This is a genomic window from Williamsia deligens, from assembly GCF_024171765.1.
Lineage (GTDB): Bacteria > Actinomycetota > Actinomycetes > Mycobacteriales > Mycobacteriaceae > Williamsia_A > Williamsia_A deligens.
Map to the genome: position 1 here is coordinate 3,035,357 of NZ_JAMTCI010000001.1, position 15,821 is coordinate 3,051,177.

At 70.0% G+C, this 15,821-nt stretch carries 13 protein-coding genes; 9 read left to right on the forward strand and 4 right to left on the reverse strand.

The genetic code is table 11. The annotated features are described in order from the left end of the window. The first annotated feature begins 7 nt into the window (after window positions 1-7). Both LX14_RS14035 and LX14_RS14040 read left to right on the forward strand, forming a co-directional pair. Window positions 8-1,366, forward strand: coding sequence for an LLM class flavin-dependent oxidoreductase (locus LX14_RS14035; RefSeq protein WP_253647778.1), 1,359 nt, complete (start codon window positions 8-10; stop codon window positions 1,364-1,366). Between the two features lie 43 nt (window positions 1,367-1,409). After that, the gene (locus LX14_RS14040; protein WP_253647779.1) at window positions 1,410-2,726 is read left to right on the forward strand and encodes a family 1 glycosylhydrolase; all 1,317 of its coding nucleotides are present in this window, start codon (window positions 1,410-1,412) and stop codon (window positions 2,724-2,726) included. A 12-nt stretch (window positions 2,727-2,738) separates the two neighbouring features. Here LX14_RS14040 and ilvD read toward each other — a convergent pair whose 3' ends face one another. Both ilvD and LX14_RS14050 read right to left on the reverse strand, forming a co-directional pair. After that, window positions 2,739-4,586, reverse strand: coding sequence for a dihydroxy-acid dehydratase (gene ilvD / locus LX14_RS14045; RefSeq protein ID WP_253647780.1), 1,848 nt, complete (start codon window positions 4,584-4,586; stop codon window positions 2,739-2,741). 144 nt (window positions 4,587-4,730) lie between these two features. Beyond that, the gene (locus LX14_RS14050) at window positions 4,731-5,177 is read right to left on the reverse strand and encodes a PH domain-containing protein (RefSeq protein WP_253647781.1); all 447 of its coding nucleotides are present in this window, start codon (window positions 5,175-5,177) and stop codon (window positions 4,731-4,733) included. A 266-nt stretch (window positions 5,178-5,443) separates the two neighbouring features. On the opposite strand from LX14_RS14050, the gene LX14_RS14055 reads away from it, so the two are divergent. The 3 genes from LX14_RS14055 to ilvC all read left to right on the forward strand — a co-directional run bounded on the left by LX14_RS14055 (window position 5,444) and on the right by ilvC (window position 8,981). After that, window positions 5,444-7,384 carry an acetolactate synthase large subunit gene (locus LX14_RS14055; RefSeq protein WP_253647782.1) on the forward strand — a complete coding sequence of 647 codons (1,941 nt, stop codon included), beginning with the start codon at window positions 5,444-5,446 and terminating at the stop codon, window positions 7,382-7,384. Beyond that, on the forward strand, window positions 7,381-7,884 hold the full coding sequence (ilvN, locus tag LX14_RS14060) for an acetolactate synthase small subunit (RefSeq protein ID WP_253647783.1): 504 nt from the start codon (window positions 7,381-7,383) through the stop codon (window positions 7,882-7,884). Before LX14_RS14055 ends, ilvN begins: the two co-directional genes overlap by 4 nt. Window positions 7,885-7,979: 95 nt before the next feature. Then, window positions 7,980-8,981 (forward strand): ketol-acid reductoisomerase, encoded by a 1,002-nt coding sequence (gene ilvC, locus LX14_RS14065; protein ID WP_253648029.1) that lies wholly within the window; start codon window positions 7,980-7,982, stop codon window positions 8,979-8,981. 365 nt (window positions 8,982-9,346) lie between these two features. Here ilvC and LX14_RS14070 read toward each other — a convergent pair whose 3' ends face one another. Then, complete coding sequence (locus tag LX14_RS14070) at window positions 9,347-10,006, reverse strand: chymotrypsin family serine protease (protein WP_253647784.1); 660 nt, start codon at window positions 10,004-10,006, stop codon at window positions 9,347-9,349. A 233-nt stretch (window positions 10,007-10,239) separates the two neighbouring features. Here LX14_RS14070 and serA point away from each other — a divergent pair, with 233 nt between their 5' ends. From serA to LX14_RS14085, 3 genes are read left to right on the forward strand one after another with little or no spacing between them, the layout of a single operon-like run. After that, window positions 10,240-11,835, forward strand: coding sequence for a phosphoglycerate dehydrogenase (gene serA, locus LX14_RS14075; RefSeq protein ID WP_253647785.1), 1,596 nt, complete (start codon window positions 10,240-10,242; stop codon window positions 11,833-11,835). Beyond that, on the forward strand, window positions 11,832-12,842 hold the full coding sequence (locus LX14_RS14080; protein ID WP_253647786.1) for a 3-isopropylmalate dehydrogenase: 1,011 nt from the start codon (window positions 11,832-11,834) through the stop codon (window positions 12,840-12,842). Before serA ends, LX14_RS14080 begins: the two co-directional genes overlap by 4 nt. 42 nt (window positions 12,843-12,884) lie before the next feature. After that, window positions 12,885-13,709 carry a class I SAM-dependent methyltransferase gene (locus LX14_RS14085; protein ID WP_253647787.1) on the forward strand — a complete coding sequence of 275 codons (825 nt, stop codon included), beginning with the start codon at window positions 12,885-12,887 and terminating at the stop codon, window positions 13,707-13,709. Here LX14_RS14085 and LX14_RS14090 read toward each other — a convergent pair. Continuing rightward, the gene (locus LX14_RS14090; RefSeq protein WP_253647788.1) at window positions 13,641-14,936 is read right to left on the reverse strand and encodes an MFS transporter; all 1,296 of its coding nucleotides are present in this window, start codon (window positions 14,934-14,936) and stop codon (window positions 13,641-13,643) included. The genes LX14_RS14085 and LX14_RS14090 overlap by 69 nt on opposite strands. 111 nt (window positions 14,937-15,047) lie before the next feature. On the opposite strand from LX14_RS14090, the gene LX14_RS14095 reads away from it, so the two are divergent. Further along, window positions 15,048-15,821 (forward strand): fumarylacetoacetate hydrolase family protein, encoded by a 774-nt coding sequence (locus tag LX14_RS14095; protein ID WP_253647789.1) that lies wholly within the window; start codon window positions 15,048-15,050, stop codon window positions 15,819-15,821.

Sequence of the window (15,821 nt, forward strand, 5' to 3'; positions counted from 1 at the left end):
TCGCTGCATGCCTCGTCAACTGCACCTCGGTGGATTCCAGATCGCCTCGCACGTCACGCATTCGCACGCTGCCTGGCGGCACCCCGGCACCGATCCCGACTTCCTGTCGCCGGAGTACTACCACCGCATCGGGCGGACCTTGGAGCGCGGCACCTTCGACTTCGTGTTCTTCGCCGACCTCCTCGCGTCACCGACACGGTTCGGATCGGGTCTCGACGAGTCGTTGCACCGCGGGACACAGGCGACTGCGACCCTCGACCCCACGGTGGTCGCCGCGTCCATCTCCGCGGTCACCCGCCACCTCGGCATCGCGATCACGAAGTCCACCACCTACTTCCACCCCTATGAGGTGGCCCGCACGTTCGCGAGCCTCGACCACATCTCCCGGGGTCGGGTCGCGTGGAACATCGTCACCTCGTTGTCGCAGGCCGAGGCCCTCAACTTCGGCTTCGCCGACCACCTCGCGCACGATCAGCGATACGTGCGCGCGACGGAGTTCGTCGAGACGACCCTCGAGCTGTGGTCGAGCTGGGACCGTGACGCCCTCGTCCGCGACCGCGTGTCCGGACAGTTCGCGGATCCGACCAAGGTCCGCCCGATCGACCACGACGGCGAGTACTTCACCGTGCGGGGACCACTCAACGTCCCGCGGTCGCCGCAGGGGCGTCCGGTCCTCATCCAGGCGGGATCGTCGGACAAGGGCAAGGACTTCGCCGCCCGGTGGGCGGAGGCGATCTTCGAGATCGACCCGACGCCGGAAGGGCGACGTGCCTACTACGACGACGTCAAGTCGCGCGTCGTGAACCTCGGTCGCCGCGAGGACGACGTCAAGATCCTGCCGTCGTTCATCCCGTTCGTCGGTGAGACGGAGTCGATCGCCCGCGAGAAGCAGGCGTTCCACAACGAGCTGGCCGATCCGATCTCCGGGCTCATCACGCTCTCGGTGCACACCGACCACGACTTCTCGCGGCATGACCTGGACGCCCCCGTCGAGCAGGTCGAGGTGCAGGGCACACAGGGTCTGTTCGACGTCGCGCGGCGACTGTCGCAGCGGGACAACCTGACGCTGCGGGACATCGGGAAGCTCTACGCCCAGGGTGTGCTGCTGCCGCAGTTCGTCGGCACCGCGTCCGACATCGCCGACGAGATCGAGGCCGGGTTCACCGGGGGAGAGGCGGACGGCTACATCCTCTCCGCCGCGCAGTCGCCGGGGACCTTCGACGACTTCGTCGACTACGTCGTCCCCGAACTCCGGCGTCGCGGACTGTTCCGCAGCGAGTACACCGCGGACACACTGCGGGGACACCTCGACCTCGCACCGGTCGCCGACGACGAACGCGCCCGCGCCCTGATCGCCACCGGATAGCATCCGCCGCAGGCACACCGATGCGCCGGGAGCGGAGGACGTCATGCGGCCGAGCGCGGCGATCGCGATCGCGGTGACGACGGTCGCGGTACTGCTGGGCGGCACCGCGACCGCCTCGGCGCGACCCTCGGCCCACGACCTGCCGCGGCTGCCGGCCGGGTTCTCGCTCGGCGTCGCGACGTCGGGCTTCCAGGTGGAGGGCGACAACCGCGACTCGAACTGGTTGCGGTACAGCGACTCCGGGCGGGTCCCGGAACGGGTCGGGCGGGCCGTGGACTTCCACGACCGCTACGCACAGGACATCGCCCTCGCCCGAGCGACCGGCGCAACCGTGTTCCGGTTCAGCGTCGAGTGGTCGCGGGTGCAGCCGGCCCCCGGGCGGTTCGACCCCGCCGGGTGGGCGTTCTACGACCGGGTGGTGCGTGCTGTCGTCGATGCCGGCATGCAGCCGATGATCACGCTGAACCACTGGGTGCACCCCGGGTGGGAGGTCGACCGCGGGGGGTGGAACCGGCCCGGGATGGCCGACGACATGGTGGCGTTCGGTGAGGCCGTCATCGACCGGTACGCCTGGGCGCGACCGTCCTGGGTGACGTTCAACGAACCGACCGAGTACGTCCGACGGGAGGTGACGCTGGGTGGGTTGGCGCCGAGCGCCATCGGCATCATGACCGATGGGATCGTGCGTGCCCACCGGGCCCTGTACCGCCACGTCCATGCGCGTCAGCGTGATGCGGTCGTCACGTCGAACATCGCGTATCTGCCGATCCCGGGTGTCGAGCCGTTCCTCGAGGACGTGTTCCCCGCCCGGACGCGGACGACGCTGGACGTCATCGGGGTGGACCAGTACTACTCGGTGTCCGCGGGCGACGTGTCCGCCTCCGCGGCGGCGACCGGCGAGTTCTGGCGTGCGAGCCAGGCGCCCGAGGCGATGTACCTCGTCCTGCGGCGCCTGTCGCAGAGGTTCCCCGGGATCCCGCTCTACGTCGTGGAGAACGGTCTCGCGACCGACCCGTCAGGACGCCGTCCCGACGGGTACCGCCGGTCGGATCACCTGCGCGACACCGTCTACTGGCTCCAGCGGGCGATCGCCGCCAGCATCCCGGTGGTCGGCTACAACTACTGGAGCCTCACCGACAACTACGAATGGGGCGCGTACACACCGCGATTCGGTCTGTACACCGTCGACGCCACGACGGATCCGACGCTGACCCGCCGACCGACCGACGGGGTCGCCGCGTTCCGGCGGATCGCGGCGGACCGTGGTGTGCCGAACGGGTACCGCCCGACGCGGGCGCCGGTCGCCTGCTCGCTGGTCGCGGCACCCGACAGCTGCGTGCGGCCGGTCACCGTGCCCTGAACCGGGTCCGTGTCAGTCGACGCGACGGACGGCACCTCGGTCGGCAGACGTCGCGAGCTTCGCGTACGCGCGCAGGGCGGTGGTGACCTTCCGTTCGCGGTGCTCGCGCGGCTGCCACGGCCGCTCGGAGGCCTCCATCTTCGCGCGGCGCTCGGCCAGGACCTCGTCGTCGACGAGGATCTCCAGGCGACGGGTCTTCACGTCGACGAGTATCTGGTCGCCGTCCTCGACCAGGGCGATGTCGCCGCCGGCCGCCGCCTCGGGCGACACGTGGCCGATCGACAGGCCGGACGACCCACCCGAGAACCGGCCGTCGGTGACGAGCGCGCACTTCTTGCCCATCCCGGTGCCCTTCATGAAGGCGGTCGGGTGCAGCATCTCCTGCATCCCGGGCCCGCCGGACGGGCCCTCGTAGCGCACGACGAGCACCTCGCCGGCCTGGATCGTCTTGCTGAGGATCACCTGCACCGCGGCCTCCTGGCTCTCGACGACCCGCGCCGGTCCCTGGAAGTGCCACAGGTCCTCGTCGATCCCGGCGGTCTTGAGAACCGCACCGTCCACCGCGAGGTTCCCGGTCAGGACACACAGCCCGCCCTCGGCGGTGTAGGCGTGCGCCAGATCCCGGATGCACCCGCCCGCGGCGTCGGTGTCGAGCGAACTCCAGCGGTTCGCGGTGGAGAACGGTGTCGTCGTGCGCACGCCGCCGGGCGCCGCGTGGAACAGCTCGACGGCGTCGTCCGTGGCGGATCCGCCACGGATGTCCCAGTCGTCCACGAAGTCACCGAGCGTGGGGGAGTGGACCGTTCGCGTCGACGGGTCGATGAGACCGGCGTGCCGCAGCTCACCGAGGATCGCCGGGATCCCTCCGGCGCGGTGCACGTCCTCCATGTGGTAGTCGGAGTTGGGCGAGACCTTCGCCAGGCACGGCACCGAACGGCTGATCTCGTCGATGACCGACAGGTCGAAGTCCTCCACCTCGCCCTCCTGCGCCGCGGCCAGGATGTGCAGCACCGTGTTGGTGGAACCGCCCATGGCCACGTCGAGAGCCATGGCGTTGCGGAAGGCGGTCGCGGTGGCCACGCTGCGCGGCAGCACGCCCTCGTCGCCGTCGCGGTAGTACCGCATGGCGGCGTCGACGACGACCGACCCCGCCCGGGAGAACAGCGCCCGCCGGGCCTCGTGCGTGGCGAGCGTGGAACCGTTGCCGGGCAACGCGAGTCCGAGCGCCTCGGTGAGGCAGTTCATCGAGTTCGCGGTGAACATCCCCGAGCACGAACCGCAGGTGGGGCAGGCGGACCGTTCCACCTCGTCGAGGGCGGCGTCGTCGACGGCGTCGTTCGCCGACGCCGAGATGGTCGTGATCAGATCCGAGGACGGGTGCACGACGCCGCCGACCGCGACGGACTTACCGGCCTCCATCGGCCCGCCGGAGACGAAGACGGTCGGGATGTTCAGGCGCATCGCCGCGTTCAGCATCCCGGGGGTGATCTTGTCGCAGTTGGAGATGCACACCAGTGCGTCCGCGGTGTGGGCGTTCACCATGTACTCGACGCTGTCGGAGATGATCTCGCGGCTCGGCAGCGAGTACAGCATCCCGTCGTGACCCATGGCGATGCCGTCGTCGACGGCGATGGTGTGGAACTCGCGGGCGACGCCACCGGCCGCGCGGACCGCCTCGGCGACGATCTCGCCGACGTCCTTCAGATGCACGTGGCCGGGGACGAACTGGGTGTACGAGTTGGCGATCGCCACGATCGGCTTGCCGAAGTCGTCGTCCGTCATGCCCGTCGCGCGCCACAGCGATCGGGCGCCGGAGGCGTTGCGTCCGTGAGTGGTGGTGCGTGATCTCAACGGCGGCATTGGTCTACCTCGATGCGGTGATGGGGGTGGGGAGTCCGCGCGCGGACTCGTCACGACCTCCGCAAGCGCCAGGCAAGACTACGCCGCCCCACGAACCGCCCGTCGACGGTCTTGCGAGGTGGGGTGGCCTCTCCGGCGCCTCGCTCAGTCGGCGGTCTGTGACTCCGCGGTGCGGGTCTCGGGGCGGGCGGCATAAGGATCGGGGATCCTGCCGCCGCTGGCCTCCGACAGGCGCGGGAGATCCCGGAACGCCACCGCGGGCAGTCGCACGCGGGACGAGTCCTCCAGGACCGCCCGGACCGATCCCCACCGCGGGAACGACAACCCGGTCAGATCCGCCCATGCGATCTCGCGGGTCCGCAGCGAGCCGACCGCGCGGATCCCGTCGGGTGTGGCGACCGTTCGTATGCGGTACATCCAGGCGGCGACGAGCACGGGGACGACGAGGGTCCAGCCCAGGTAGACCAGCGAGGCCCCGGCCAGCACCAGCGCGCTCACCATCATCATGACGGGGCCGAAGTAGGCCATCGGCGAGATGCGGAAGACGACCGGTTCGGTGGTCGTGGTGGTCTCGGGATCGGAAGCGGACACGTGGTCGATTGTCGCACCAACCGTGCGAGTTCTCAGTATGTGAGACGGCGTTACCAGCAAGTTGACTGGTGTACGCGCCGCGACCTACCTTTGCTGCGTGATCCTCCGTGACATTCTCGTACTCGGCCGGCGCGTCAACGCCTGACCGGGTTTCTTCGAGCCCCCTCACCGAGCGACGCGCCACCCTCGCACAGCCGCTGGCTGTCGGGGGTTTTTTGTTGCCCGACATCTCGTACTCGATTCCCTGACCAGCAGAGGAAAGTGCAGTGAGCGCACCAGCATCACGTCCCACGGACGCGGCCACGGCCGTCGGCGGCACCGCGCCCTCGGCGCGGCCGGCCCCGTCGGCCCGCCCCCGCACCGTCGGTGCCACCGTGGCACCCGAGCGCGTCAGCGGCGCCAAGGCCGTGGTCCGCTCGCTCGAGGAGCTCGGTGTCGACGTGGTCTTCGGTCTCCCGGGCGGCGCCGTGCTGCCCGTCTACGACCCACTGCTCGACTCGGAGAAGGTCCGCCACGTCCTCGTCCGCCACGAGCAGGGCGCGGGACACGCGGCGACCGGATACGCGCAGATCACCGGACGCGCGGGCGTCTGCATGGCCACCTCGGGGCCCGGCGCGACCAACCTCATCACGCCGCTCGCCGACGCGCAGATGGACTCGGTCCCGGTCGTCGCGATCACCGGCCAGGTGGGCCGCAGCCTCATCGGGACCGACGCGTTCCAGGAGGCCGACATCACCGGCATCACCATGCCGGTCACCAAGCACAACTTCCTGGTGACCTCCGGCGCGGAGATCGCCCAGGTCATGGCCGAGGCGTTCCACATCGCCGAGAGCGGACGCCCCGGCGTCGTCCTCGTCGACATCCCCAAGGACGTCCTGCAGGCGCAGACCACCTTCACGTGGCCGCCGCAGATCGACCTGCCGGGCTACCGACCGGTCACGAAGCCGCACGGCAAGCAGGTGCGCGAGGCCGCCCGCATGATCTCGGCGGCGAAGCAGCCGGTGCTGTACGTCGGCGGTGGCGTGATCAAGGCCGAGGCGGCGCCGGAACTGCTCGCGCTCGCGGAGCTGACCGGTATCCCCGTCGTGACCACGCTGATGGCTCGCGGGGCGTTCCCCGACAGTCACCCCCAGCACCTGGGCATGCCCGGCATGCACGGCACCGTCGCCGCGGTCGCCGGTCTGCAGCGCAGCGATCTCCTGATCACCCTCGGTGCCCGCTTCGACGACCGCGTGACCGGCCAGCTGTCGTCGTTCGCGCCCGACGCGAAGGTCATCCACGCCGACATCGACCCCGCCGAGATCGGCAAGAACCGCCACGCGGACGTCCCCATCGTCGGCGACTGCCGCGCGGTCATCTCCGAGCTGATCGAGGCCATCCGCGACGAGCGCGCGACCAGCAACGCCGCCGCCCACCTCACGCAGTGGTGGTCGTACCTCGACGGCATCCGGCGTACCTACCCGCTGAGCTACGACCGCCCGTCCGACGGGTCGATGTCGCCGGAGTTCGTCATCTCCTCGGTCGGCAAGGCCGCCGGGCCCGACGCGATCTACTGCGCCGGGGTCGGTCAGCACCAGATGTGGGCCGCGCAGTTCATCTCCTACGAGAAGCCGCGCACGTGGTTGAACTCCGGTGGCCTCGGGACGATGGGCTACGCCGTCCCCGCCGCCATGGGAGCCAAGATGGCCGCCCCCGACACCGAGGTGTGGGCCATCGACGGTGACGGGTGCTTCCAGATGACCAACCAGGAGCTGGCCACCTGCGCCATCGAGGGCATTCCCATCAAGGTCGCGCTGATCAACAACGGCAACCTCGGCATGGTGCGGCAGTGGCAGACGCTGTTCTACGACCAGCGGTACTCGAGCACCGATCTGGCCACGCACTCCCGTCGCATCCCGGACTTCCTCAAGCTCGCGGAGGCGTTGGGCTGCGCGGCGTTCCGCTGCGAGAACGAGGCCGATGTCGACGACGTCATCGCGCAGGCCCGGGCGATCAACGACCGCCCCGTGGTCATCGACTTCATCGTCGGTGCCGACGCCCAGGTGTGGCCCATGGTGGCCGCGGGGACGGGCAACGACGAGATCATGGCGGCCAAGGGGATCCGACCCCTGTTCGACGAGGACGAGGCCGTCGCCGAGCCGATCGTCGTCGACACCGCCGCCAAGCCCGACGACTCGAACAACTCCCCGACAGGAAGTGCACTGTGAGGACGACGCACACTCTCAGCGTGTTGGTCGAGGACCGCCCCGGCGTCCTCGCCCGTGTCTCGTCGCTGTTCTCCCGGCGCGGCTTCAACATCGAGTCGCTCGCCGTGGGACCGACCGAGCTGAAGGGGATCTCGCGCATGACGATCCTCGTCTCGGTCGAGGACTTCCCGCTCGAGCAGGTGACCAAGCAGCTCAACAAGCTGATCAACGTCATCAAGATCGTCGAGCAGGACCCCGACACCTCGGTGTCGCGGGAGCTGATGATGGTCAAGGTCCGTGCCGACGCGTCGACGCGGACCGAGGTGACCGGGGTCGTGGACCTGTTCCGCGCGAAGGTCATCGACGTGTCCACCGAATCGGTCACCATCGAGGCGACCGGTACGGCGGACAAGCTCGAGGCGCTGCTGCGGATGCTCGATCCGTACGGCATCCGCGAGATCGCACAGTCGGGCGCGGTCGCGCTCGGACGTGGACCCAAGAGCATCTCGGCCACGCGCTGAGACGTAGCAATCGCACACCGCGTCTGCACCGCAGGCGCAACCGCAGTTCGACGACACCCGTCGACAAGTGAAGGGACACACCAGTGGCAGTCGAGATGTTCTACGACGACGACGCCGATCTGTCGATCATCCAGGGCCGCAAGGTCGCTGTGATCGGCTACGGCAGCCAGGGACACGCGCACTCGTTGAGCCTGCGTGACTCCGGCGTCGACGTCGCCGTGGGTCTGCGCGAGGGCAGCGCGTCGCGGGAGAAGGCGTCCGAGCAGGGTCTGAAGGTCATGTCGGCCGCGGAGGCCGCGAAGTGGGCCGACGTCGTCATGCTGCTGGCCCCGGACACCTCGCAGGCGCAGATCTTCACCGACGAGATCGCGCCCAACCTGGAGGACGGCAACGCACTGTTCTTCGGCCACGGCCTGAACATCCACTTCGGGCTCATCAAGCCCGACGCGTCGATCACCATCGGCATGGTCGCCCCGAAGGGCCCCGGCCACCTGGTGCGCCGCCAGTTCGTCGACGGCAAGGGCGTTCCCTGTCTCATCGCCGTCGAGCAGGACCCCAAGGGTGAGGGCGAGGCGCTGGCGCTCAGCTACGCCGCCGCCATCGGTGGCGCGCGCGCAGGCGTCATCAAGACCACCTTCAAGGAGGAGACCGAGACCGACCTCTTCGGTGAGCAGGCCGTGCTGTGCGGCGGCACCGAGGAGCTCGTCAAGACGGGCTTCGAGGTCATGGTCGAGGCCGGGTACGCGCCGGAGATGGCTTACTTCGAGGTGCTCCACGAGCTCAAGCTCATCGTCGACCTGATGTACGAGGGCGGCATCGCGCGCATGAACTACTCGGTGTCGGACACCGCGGAGTTCGGCGGATACCTGTCGGGCCCGCGTGTCATCGACGACGGCACCAAGGACCGGATGCGCGGGATCCTCAAGGACATCCAGGACGGCACCTTCGTCAAGCGCCTCGTCGCCAACGTCGAGGGCGGCAACAAGGAGCTGGAGTCGCTGCGCACCAAGAACGCCGAGCACCCCATCGAGGTGACCGGCAAGAAGCTGCGTGACCTGATGAGCTGGGTCGACCGGCCGATCACCGAGACCGCCTGACACAGGCTTTCCGCTCCACCCGAGAGCCCCCGCCGGACGCCGGCGGGGGCTCTCGTCGTCCGCGGTGCCGCAGCCCCCGCCGAGCGTGCCGAAACCCGCCGCCGAGCGTGCCGAAACGCGCCGCCGAGCGTGCCGAAACGCGCCGCCGAGCGTGCCGAAACCTGTTCGGACAGCGGTAGGTTGCCGGTTGCCCCGCGTTCGCAAGCCGGCTTGCTGTTCGCACGCTCGCGCGTCACTCGCATGGAGCCGGGGGCATGCGAACGTCACCGGAGCGTGCGAACGCCTCCAGGGCATGCGAAACACACTGCCGTACAGACGACGAGAGCCCCGCCGGCGTCCGGCGGGGCTCTCGTGTCGTGGTGGGGTCAGATGACGCGGAAGTTCGTCACGCCCGCCCGGCTCATCGCGTTCAGGATGGGCCCGATGTTCGATCCGGTCTCCGGACCGATGCAGGCGGTGAAGTAGTAGGCGTTCACCATGCCGATCAGGCGGTCACCGATCACCACGGGGCTGCCCGAGTCGCCCTCGGCGACACAGACCGCGCTGAAGTGGGAGACGTTGTCGGAGAAGAAGGTCACACCGCAGGTCGAGCCGGTCGTGCGGCCCGTCTTGCACAGCACCGACGGGAACTGCGGTGCCGCGGTCTGGATCCCGCGGATGGTGACGCTGCCGACGGTGCGCAGGGGCGCCACCTTGGCGCGGTCGAACGCGATCACGTCGAAGTCGAGGTCGTTGTTGGACACGATGATCCGACCGGCCTGGCCACGGTTGCCGAACCGCTCGGAGAAGACGGCCTGGCCGACCTCGCCGCAATGGCCGGCTGTGAGACCGATCAGTCGCCCGGCGCCGTCGTTGCCGATGGTCGTCAGGGTGCAGGCCGAACCGCTGTCACCGCTCTTGACGATGATGATCCCCGAACCGCCGCCGAGCGGGATGTTCGGCGCAGCGGACGCCGCACCGGCACCCAGCATCGTCAGCAGTCCGGCTGCCACGACGGCAACCATCACTGCCAGCTTCTTCACCATGGGTGCTCCAGTCCTCGTCCCCGACCCAGCAGGAAATCGATCCGTCGTACGCGGGTCAGGGGCAATGTATCCGTAACCGTCGTCACACCGCCACTTCGTGACCGGTCCGGTACCGGGCGTCACGCACCGCGCGCCTGTCGGCTGCGACGACGTGACCTCTAAGCTGATCGCGGCGCGTGCGTCCCCCGGACGCGCCGCCGCCCCCGGCACCGACATCCTCAGGAGAACCCCGCGTGAGCACTTCCGGTCGACCAGTCGTCCTGATCGCCGACAAACTCGCACCGTCCACCGTCGAGGCGCTCGGCGACGACGTCGAGGTGCGGTGGGTGGACGGCCCGGACCGTCCTGCGCTTCTCGCCGCCGTGGCCGACGCCGACGCGATCCTCGTCCGGTCGGCCACCACGGTCGACGCCGAGGTCCTCGCGGCGGCCCCGAAGCTGAAGATCGTCGCCCGCGCCGGCGTCGGACTCGACAACGTCGACGTCCCCGCGGCCACCGAGCGCGGCGTCATGGTGGTCAACGCCCCCACCTCCAACATCCACACCGCAGCGGAGCACGCGATCTCCCTGATGTTCGCCGCCGCGCGCCAGATCCCGGCCGCCGACGCCACGCTGCGCAACCACGAGTGGAAGCGCTCCAGCTTCAACGGCGTCGAGATCTTCGGCAAGACGATCGGCGTGGTCGGCCTCGGCCGGATCGGGCAGCTCGTCGCCGCGCGCCTGGCGGCGTTCGAGACGCAGATCATCGCCTACGACCCCTACGTCTCCCCGGCACGCGCCGCCCAGCTCGGCATCGAGCTGGTCTCGCTCGACGAGCTCCTCGAGCGCGCCGACCTCTTCACCGTGCACCTGCCGAAGACGCCCGAGACGCTCGGCATGATCGGGGCCGACCAGCTCGCCCGCACCAAGAAGGGCGTCATCATCGTCAACGCCGCGCGCGGCGGACTCATCGACGAGGCCGCGCTCGCCGACGCGATCCGTTCCGGTCAGGTCCGCGGCGCGGGTCTGGACGTGTTCGCCACCGAGCCGTGCACCGACAGCCCCCTCTTCGAGCTCCCCGAGGTCGTCGTGACCCCGCACCTCGGCGCGTCGACGTCCGAGGCGCAGGACCGTGCCGGCACCGATGTCGCCAAGAGCGTGCGGCTCGCGCTCGCCGGACATTTCGTCCCCGACGCCGTCAACATCACCGGTGGTCCCGTCGACGAGGAGGTCGGGGGATGGCTGGAGCTGGTCCGCAAGCTCGGCGTCCTCGTCGGTGCGGTGTCCGGTCAGATCCCGACGTCGATCACCGTGGAGGCGCGCGGTGAGCTCGCCGCCCGCAACGTCGACGTCCTGGGACTGTCCGCGCTGCGCGGTCTCTTCTCGGCGGTCCTCGAGGACCCGGTGACGTTCGTCAACGCCCCCACCGTGGCGCAGGAACGTGGTGTCACCAGTGAGGTGGTCACCGCCACCGAGAGCCCCGCCCACCGCAGCCTCGTCGACGTGAAGGCCGTCTTCGGTGACGGGACCACCACGAACGTGGCCGGCACGCTCAGCGGGCCCGCGGAGGTGGAGAAGATCGTCACCATCAACGGCCGCAACTTCGATCTGCGCGCCGAGGGCCGCAACCTCGTGGTCAGCTACGGCGACAAGCCCGGCACGCTCGGCAAGATCGGCACGCTGCTCGGCAACGCCGGCATCGACATCGCCGCCGCCGGGTTGTCGCAGGACGCCGAGGGCGGGGGCGCCACCGTGCTGCTCCGCGTGGACCGGGAGATCCCGGCCGCCGTCGTCGACGCCATCGCCGACGCCGTGTCCGCAACCCTGATCCGACAGGTGGACCTCACGTGAGACTCGCCGTCATCGCCGGTGACGGCATCGGGCCCGAGGTCATCGGCGAGGCACTGCAGGTGCTCGACGTCGTCGTCGACGGAGTCGAGACCACCGAGTACGACCTCGGTGCACGTCGCTACCACCGCACCGGTGAACTGCTGACCGACAGCGACCTGGCGTCGATCCGCGAGCACGACGCGATCCTGCTCGGCGCGATCGGTGACCCGTCGGTCCCGTCGGGAGTCCTCGAGCGCGGGCTCCTCCTGACGATGCGGTTCGCACTCGACCACCACGTCAACCTGCGGCCCAGCGTGCGGTACCCCAACGTGGCCGTGCCGCTGGTCGGTGACCCCGCGATCGACTTCGTCGTCGTCCGCGAGGGCACCGAGGGGCCGTACACCGGCAACGGCGGGGCGATCCGCACGGGCACCCCGCACGAGGTGGCCACCGAGGTCAGCCTCAACACCCGATTCGGGGTGGAGCGCGTCGTGCGCTACGCCTTCGAGCGTGCCCAGGTGCGTCGCAAGAAGCTCACCCTGGTCCACAAGACCAACGTCCTCGCCTTCGCCGGATCGCTGTGGCAGCGCACCGTCGACGAGGTGGCACGCGAGTACCCGGACGTCGCAACGGATTACTGCCACGTCGATGCCGCGACGATCCACATGGTCACCGATCCGGGGCGCTTCGACGTCATCGTCACCGACAACCTCTTCGGCGACATCATCACCGACATCGCCGCCGCGGTCAGTGGCGGGATCGGGCTGGCGGCCTCGGGCAACATCGACGCCACCGGCACCAATCCGTCGATGTTCGAACCGGTCCACGGCTCCGCGCCCGACATCGCGGGGCAGGGGAAGGCGGACCCGACGGCCGCGATCCTCTCGGTGGCGTTGCTGTTGCGCCATCTCGGCGACACCGAGGCCGCGCAGCGTGTCGAGGACGCGGTCGCGGCCGACCTCGCCGAGCGTGCGACCGGACCACTGAGCACCTCCGAGACCGGCGCCCGTATCCGCGCCCGGTTGTAGCGGGACCGCGTTCACCGTGGACGTCGGCGACAGGTCGTAGCCGTGCGAGAAGGTCAGCCGAGCGCGACCGCTCTCGGTGCGGCGCGGCACCGGGCGCTGCACCAGGATCTCGAGGGCGGAGCGGTGTTCCGCGATCCGCTCGCCTGGGCGATCCTCGGCATCGACAGGGCCGCGGTCCTCGCATCGGTCGGCGACGACCCGAACCGTGCGCTCCGGCTGTTCATCGCCGCGCGGCACCGCTTCGCCGAGGATCGCGCCCGTGCCGCTATCGCGGACGGGTGCTCTCAGGTGATCGTCCTGGGTGCGGGTCTCGACACGTTCGCACATCGTGTGAGCGGCACCGGTGTGACGGCCTTCGAGGTCGACCACCCGGCGACCGCTGCGTGGAAGCGTGACCGCCTACACGACGCCGGCATCGTGGAGGGGCCGCACGTCCGCCACGTGACGGTGGACTTCGAACGCGACGACCTGCTCGACGCGCTTCACGCCGGAGGTGTGGACGCCACCGAGCGGGTGGTGGTCATGTGGCTCGGGGTCGTGCCCTATCTCAGTCGCGACGCGGTCGCCGCGACGCTGAACGCGCTCGGCACGATGCACTGCGAGGTGGTCGCCGACTACCGCGCGCCCTTGTCCGCCGACGCCGACGACACTGCGCGACAGCGGGCGTCGCTCCTGGAGGAACGCACGGCATCGGTGGGCGAGCCCCTCTCCGAACCACTCGACCCGCTGCAGATGCGTGAACTGCTCGACGCCGCGGGCTTCGTCACCGTCGACGACCTCGACCGGTCCGCAATCCGCTCACGGCTGCTGGGGCTCCCGCCCGTCGGTGGCGCCGGGGGCGCGCACATCGTGGCCGCCTCCACCTGACCGGGACGTGTCGGACGCGTTCGGATCGGATGGGACGAGCGGCAGCGCGATGACGGGTGCGACCGCCATCGCCAGGAACGCGGCCGGGAAGCCCGCTGCACCGATCACGGCACCGAGGATCGGGGTCGTCGCCGCGGTGGCGAGGAATTGTCCGGTGTTCTGGACGGCAAGGGCGCGACCGCTCCAGCGGGGTCCGGCGTACTCGGCGATGCCGGTGAACGCCAGGCCGTTGTCCGCGACGGTGACCACCGTGGCGACCACCATCAGGACGACGGCCACCGGGCTGCCCACCCAGTCGGCGAGGGCGAGCAGCGCCGACATGACGACCGCCGCGATCGCGATGACCCGGATGGGCCGCATCCGTGACCCCCAGACGTCGGACCACCGGCCGGCGGCGATCCGGCCGGCGGCGCCGAGGAACTGCGCGACGGTCACGACGACACCCGCCGAGGCGGGCGTCCAGTGGTGGCCCACGATCAGCCACGCCGACGAGAACGTCCACAGGGTGGACTGGGGGATGACCAGCAACACGCTGACGGCATGCACCCGGGGCAGGAAGCGCGAAGTGCGGTAGGGGTTCTCGCCCTCGGCGACCGCGCCGGGTGTCGTCGCGGTCCGGGGTGGGTCGATCACGCACGCCGCCACGGCCACCAGGGCGACGACCGCGGCCACCAGGGGGACGACGAGTCCGACGGTGATCCCGTGGTCGGCGCTCAGGACCGGAATCGTCATCGCGCACAGTCCGATCCCGAGGGGCTGGGCCGTCTGGCGGACACCCATCGCCGTGCCGCGTCGCCGCGGCGGGAACCAGCCGACGACGATGCGTCCGCTCGCACCGTTCGTCGCGGCGGACACCACGCCGCCGGCCACGAGGGTGGCCGCCAGCGCGACATATCCCAGATCCGCGGCGGCCGCCGCGACGGCCGCCGCGGTCGCGACCACCGTCAGCACGAGGGAGATCAGCAGGATCCTGCGCTCACCGAACCGGTCGAGCGCGGCGCCCCACGGGATGATCGAGATCATCAGGCCCACGGTCGGGGCGGTGGCGAGGGTCGAGGCGGCCGCGATCGACAGCCCCTCCTCGGTGTGCAGCGTGGGGATGAGGAACCCGGCACCGGACACCGCGCAGGTCGTCGCCATGGCACCGAGCACCGACGCGGCGAGCATGGCCCACCGGCGCATGGCGCCCACCGTCACCGGTCGGGTCGTGTGCGTCGCCGTCGTCATCGGACCACCTCCGTCGGGTTCCCATGATGTGAGAACTCTGTCTCGGATGGTAGTACCCGTTCACCACCTCCCGCGAACGGCCGTCCCGGTCGGTGGGATAGGGTCGGCACCATGCGACTGGGACGAATCGCGAGTCCGGACGGCGTGGCCTTCGTGGCGATCGAGGGTGACGGGGACGACGCCCGCGCGCGGGAGATCGCCGAACACCCCTTCGGTACGCCGACCTTCACCGGGCGGACGTGGGCGGTGTCGGATGTGCGGATGTTGGCCCCGATCCTCGCCAGCAAGGTGGTCTGCATCGGCAAGAACTACGCCGCGCACGCCGCCGAGATGGGCGGCGAGGCCCCGGCCGATCCGGTCGTGTTCATCAAGCCGAACACCTCCATCATCGGGCCGCGCGTGCCGATCGTCCGGCCGCCGAGCTCCAACCGTGTCGACTACGAGGGTGAACTCGCGGCCGTCATCGGGCGACCGTGCAAGGACGTCCCCGCGTCGCAGGCGCGCAGCGCGATCCTCGGGTACACCGTCGCCAACGACGTGACCGCCCGCGACCAGCAGAAGGCCGACGGTCAGTGGACCCGCGGCAAGGGGTACGACACCTTCTGCCCGCTCGGCCCCTGGATCGAGACCGAGATCGACCCGTCTGACCTCGAGATCCGCACGGAGCTCGACGGCGCGGTCGTGCAGCGCAGCCGGACGTCGCTGATGCTCCACGACATCGGCGCGGTCGTGGAGTGGATCTCGTCGATCATGACCCTGCTCCCCGGCGACGTCCTGCTCACCGGGACACCGGAGGGCATCGGTCCGATGACGGCGGGCCAGGAGGTGTCGGTCACCGTGGAGGGCATCGGCACGCTGACCAACCCCGTCGTCGACCGGAGCTGA

Coding starts and splice junctions, on each gene's coding strand:
- LX14_RS14035 (WP_253647778.1), top strand. CDS start 8: ATGCCTCGTCAACTGCACCTCGGTGGATTCCAGATCGCCTCGCACGTC.
- LX14_RS14040 (WP_253647779.1), top strand. CDS start 1,410: ATGCGGCCGAGCGCGGCGATCGCGATCGCGGTGACGACGGTCGCGGTA.
- ilvD (WP_253647780.1), bottom strand. CDS start 4,586: ATGCCGCCGTTGAGATCACGCACCACCACTCACGGACGCAACGCCTCC.
- ilvC (WP_253648029.1), top strand. CDS start 7,980: ATGTTCTACGACGACGACGCCGATCTGTCGATCATCCAGGGCCGCAAG.
- LX14_RS14070 (WP_253647784.1), bottom strand. CDS start 10,006: ATGGTGAAGAAGCTGGCAGTGATGGTTGCCGTCGTGGCAGCCGGACTG.
- LX14_RS14090 (WP_253647788.1), bottom strand. CDS start 14,936: ATGACGACGGCGACGCACACGACCCGACCGGTGACGGTGGGCGCCATG.
- LX14_RS14095 (WP_253647789.1), top strand. CDS start 15,048: ATGCGACTGGGACGAATCGCGAGTCCGGACGGCGTGGCCTTCGTGGCG.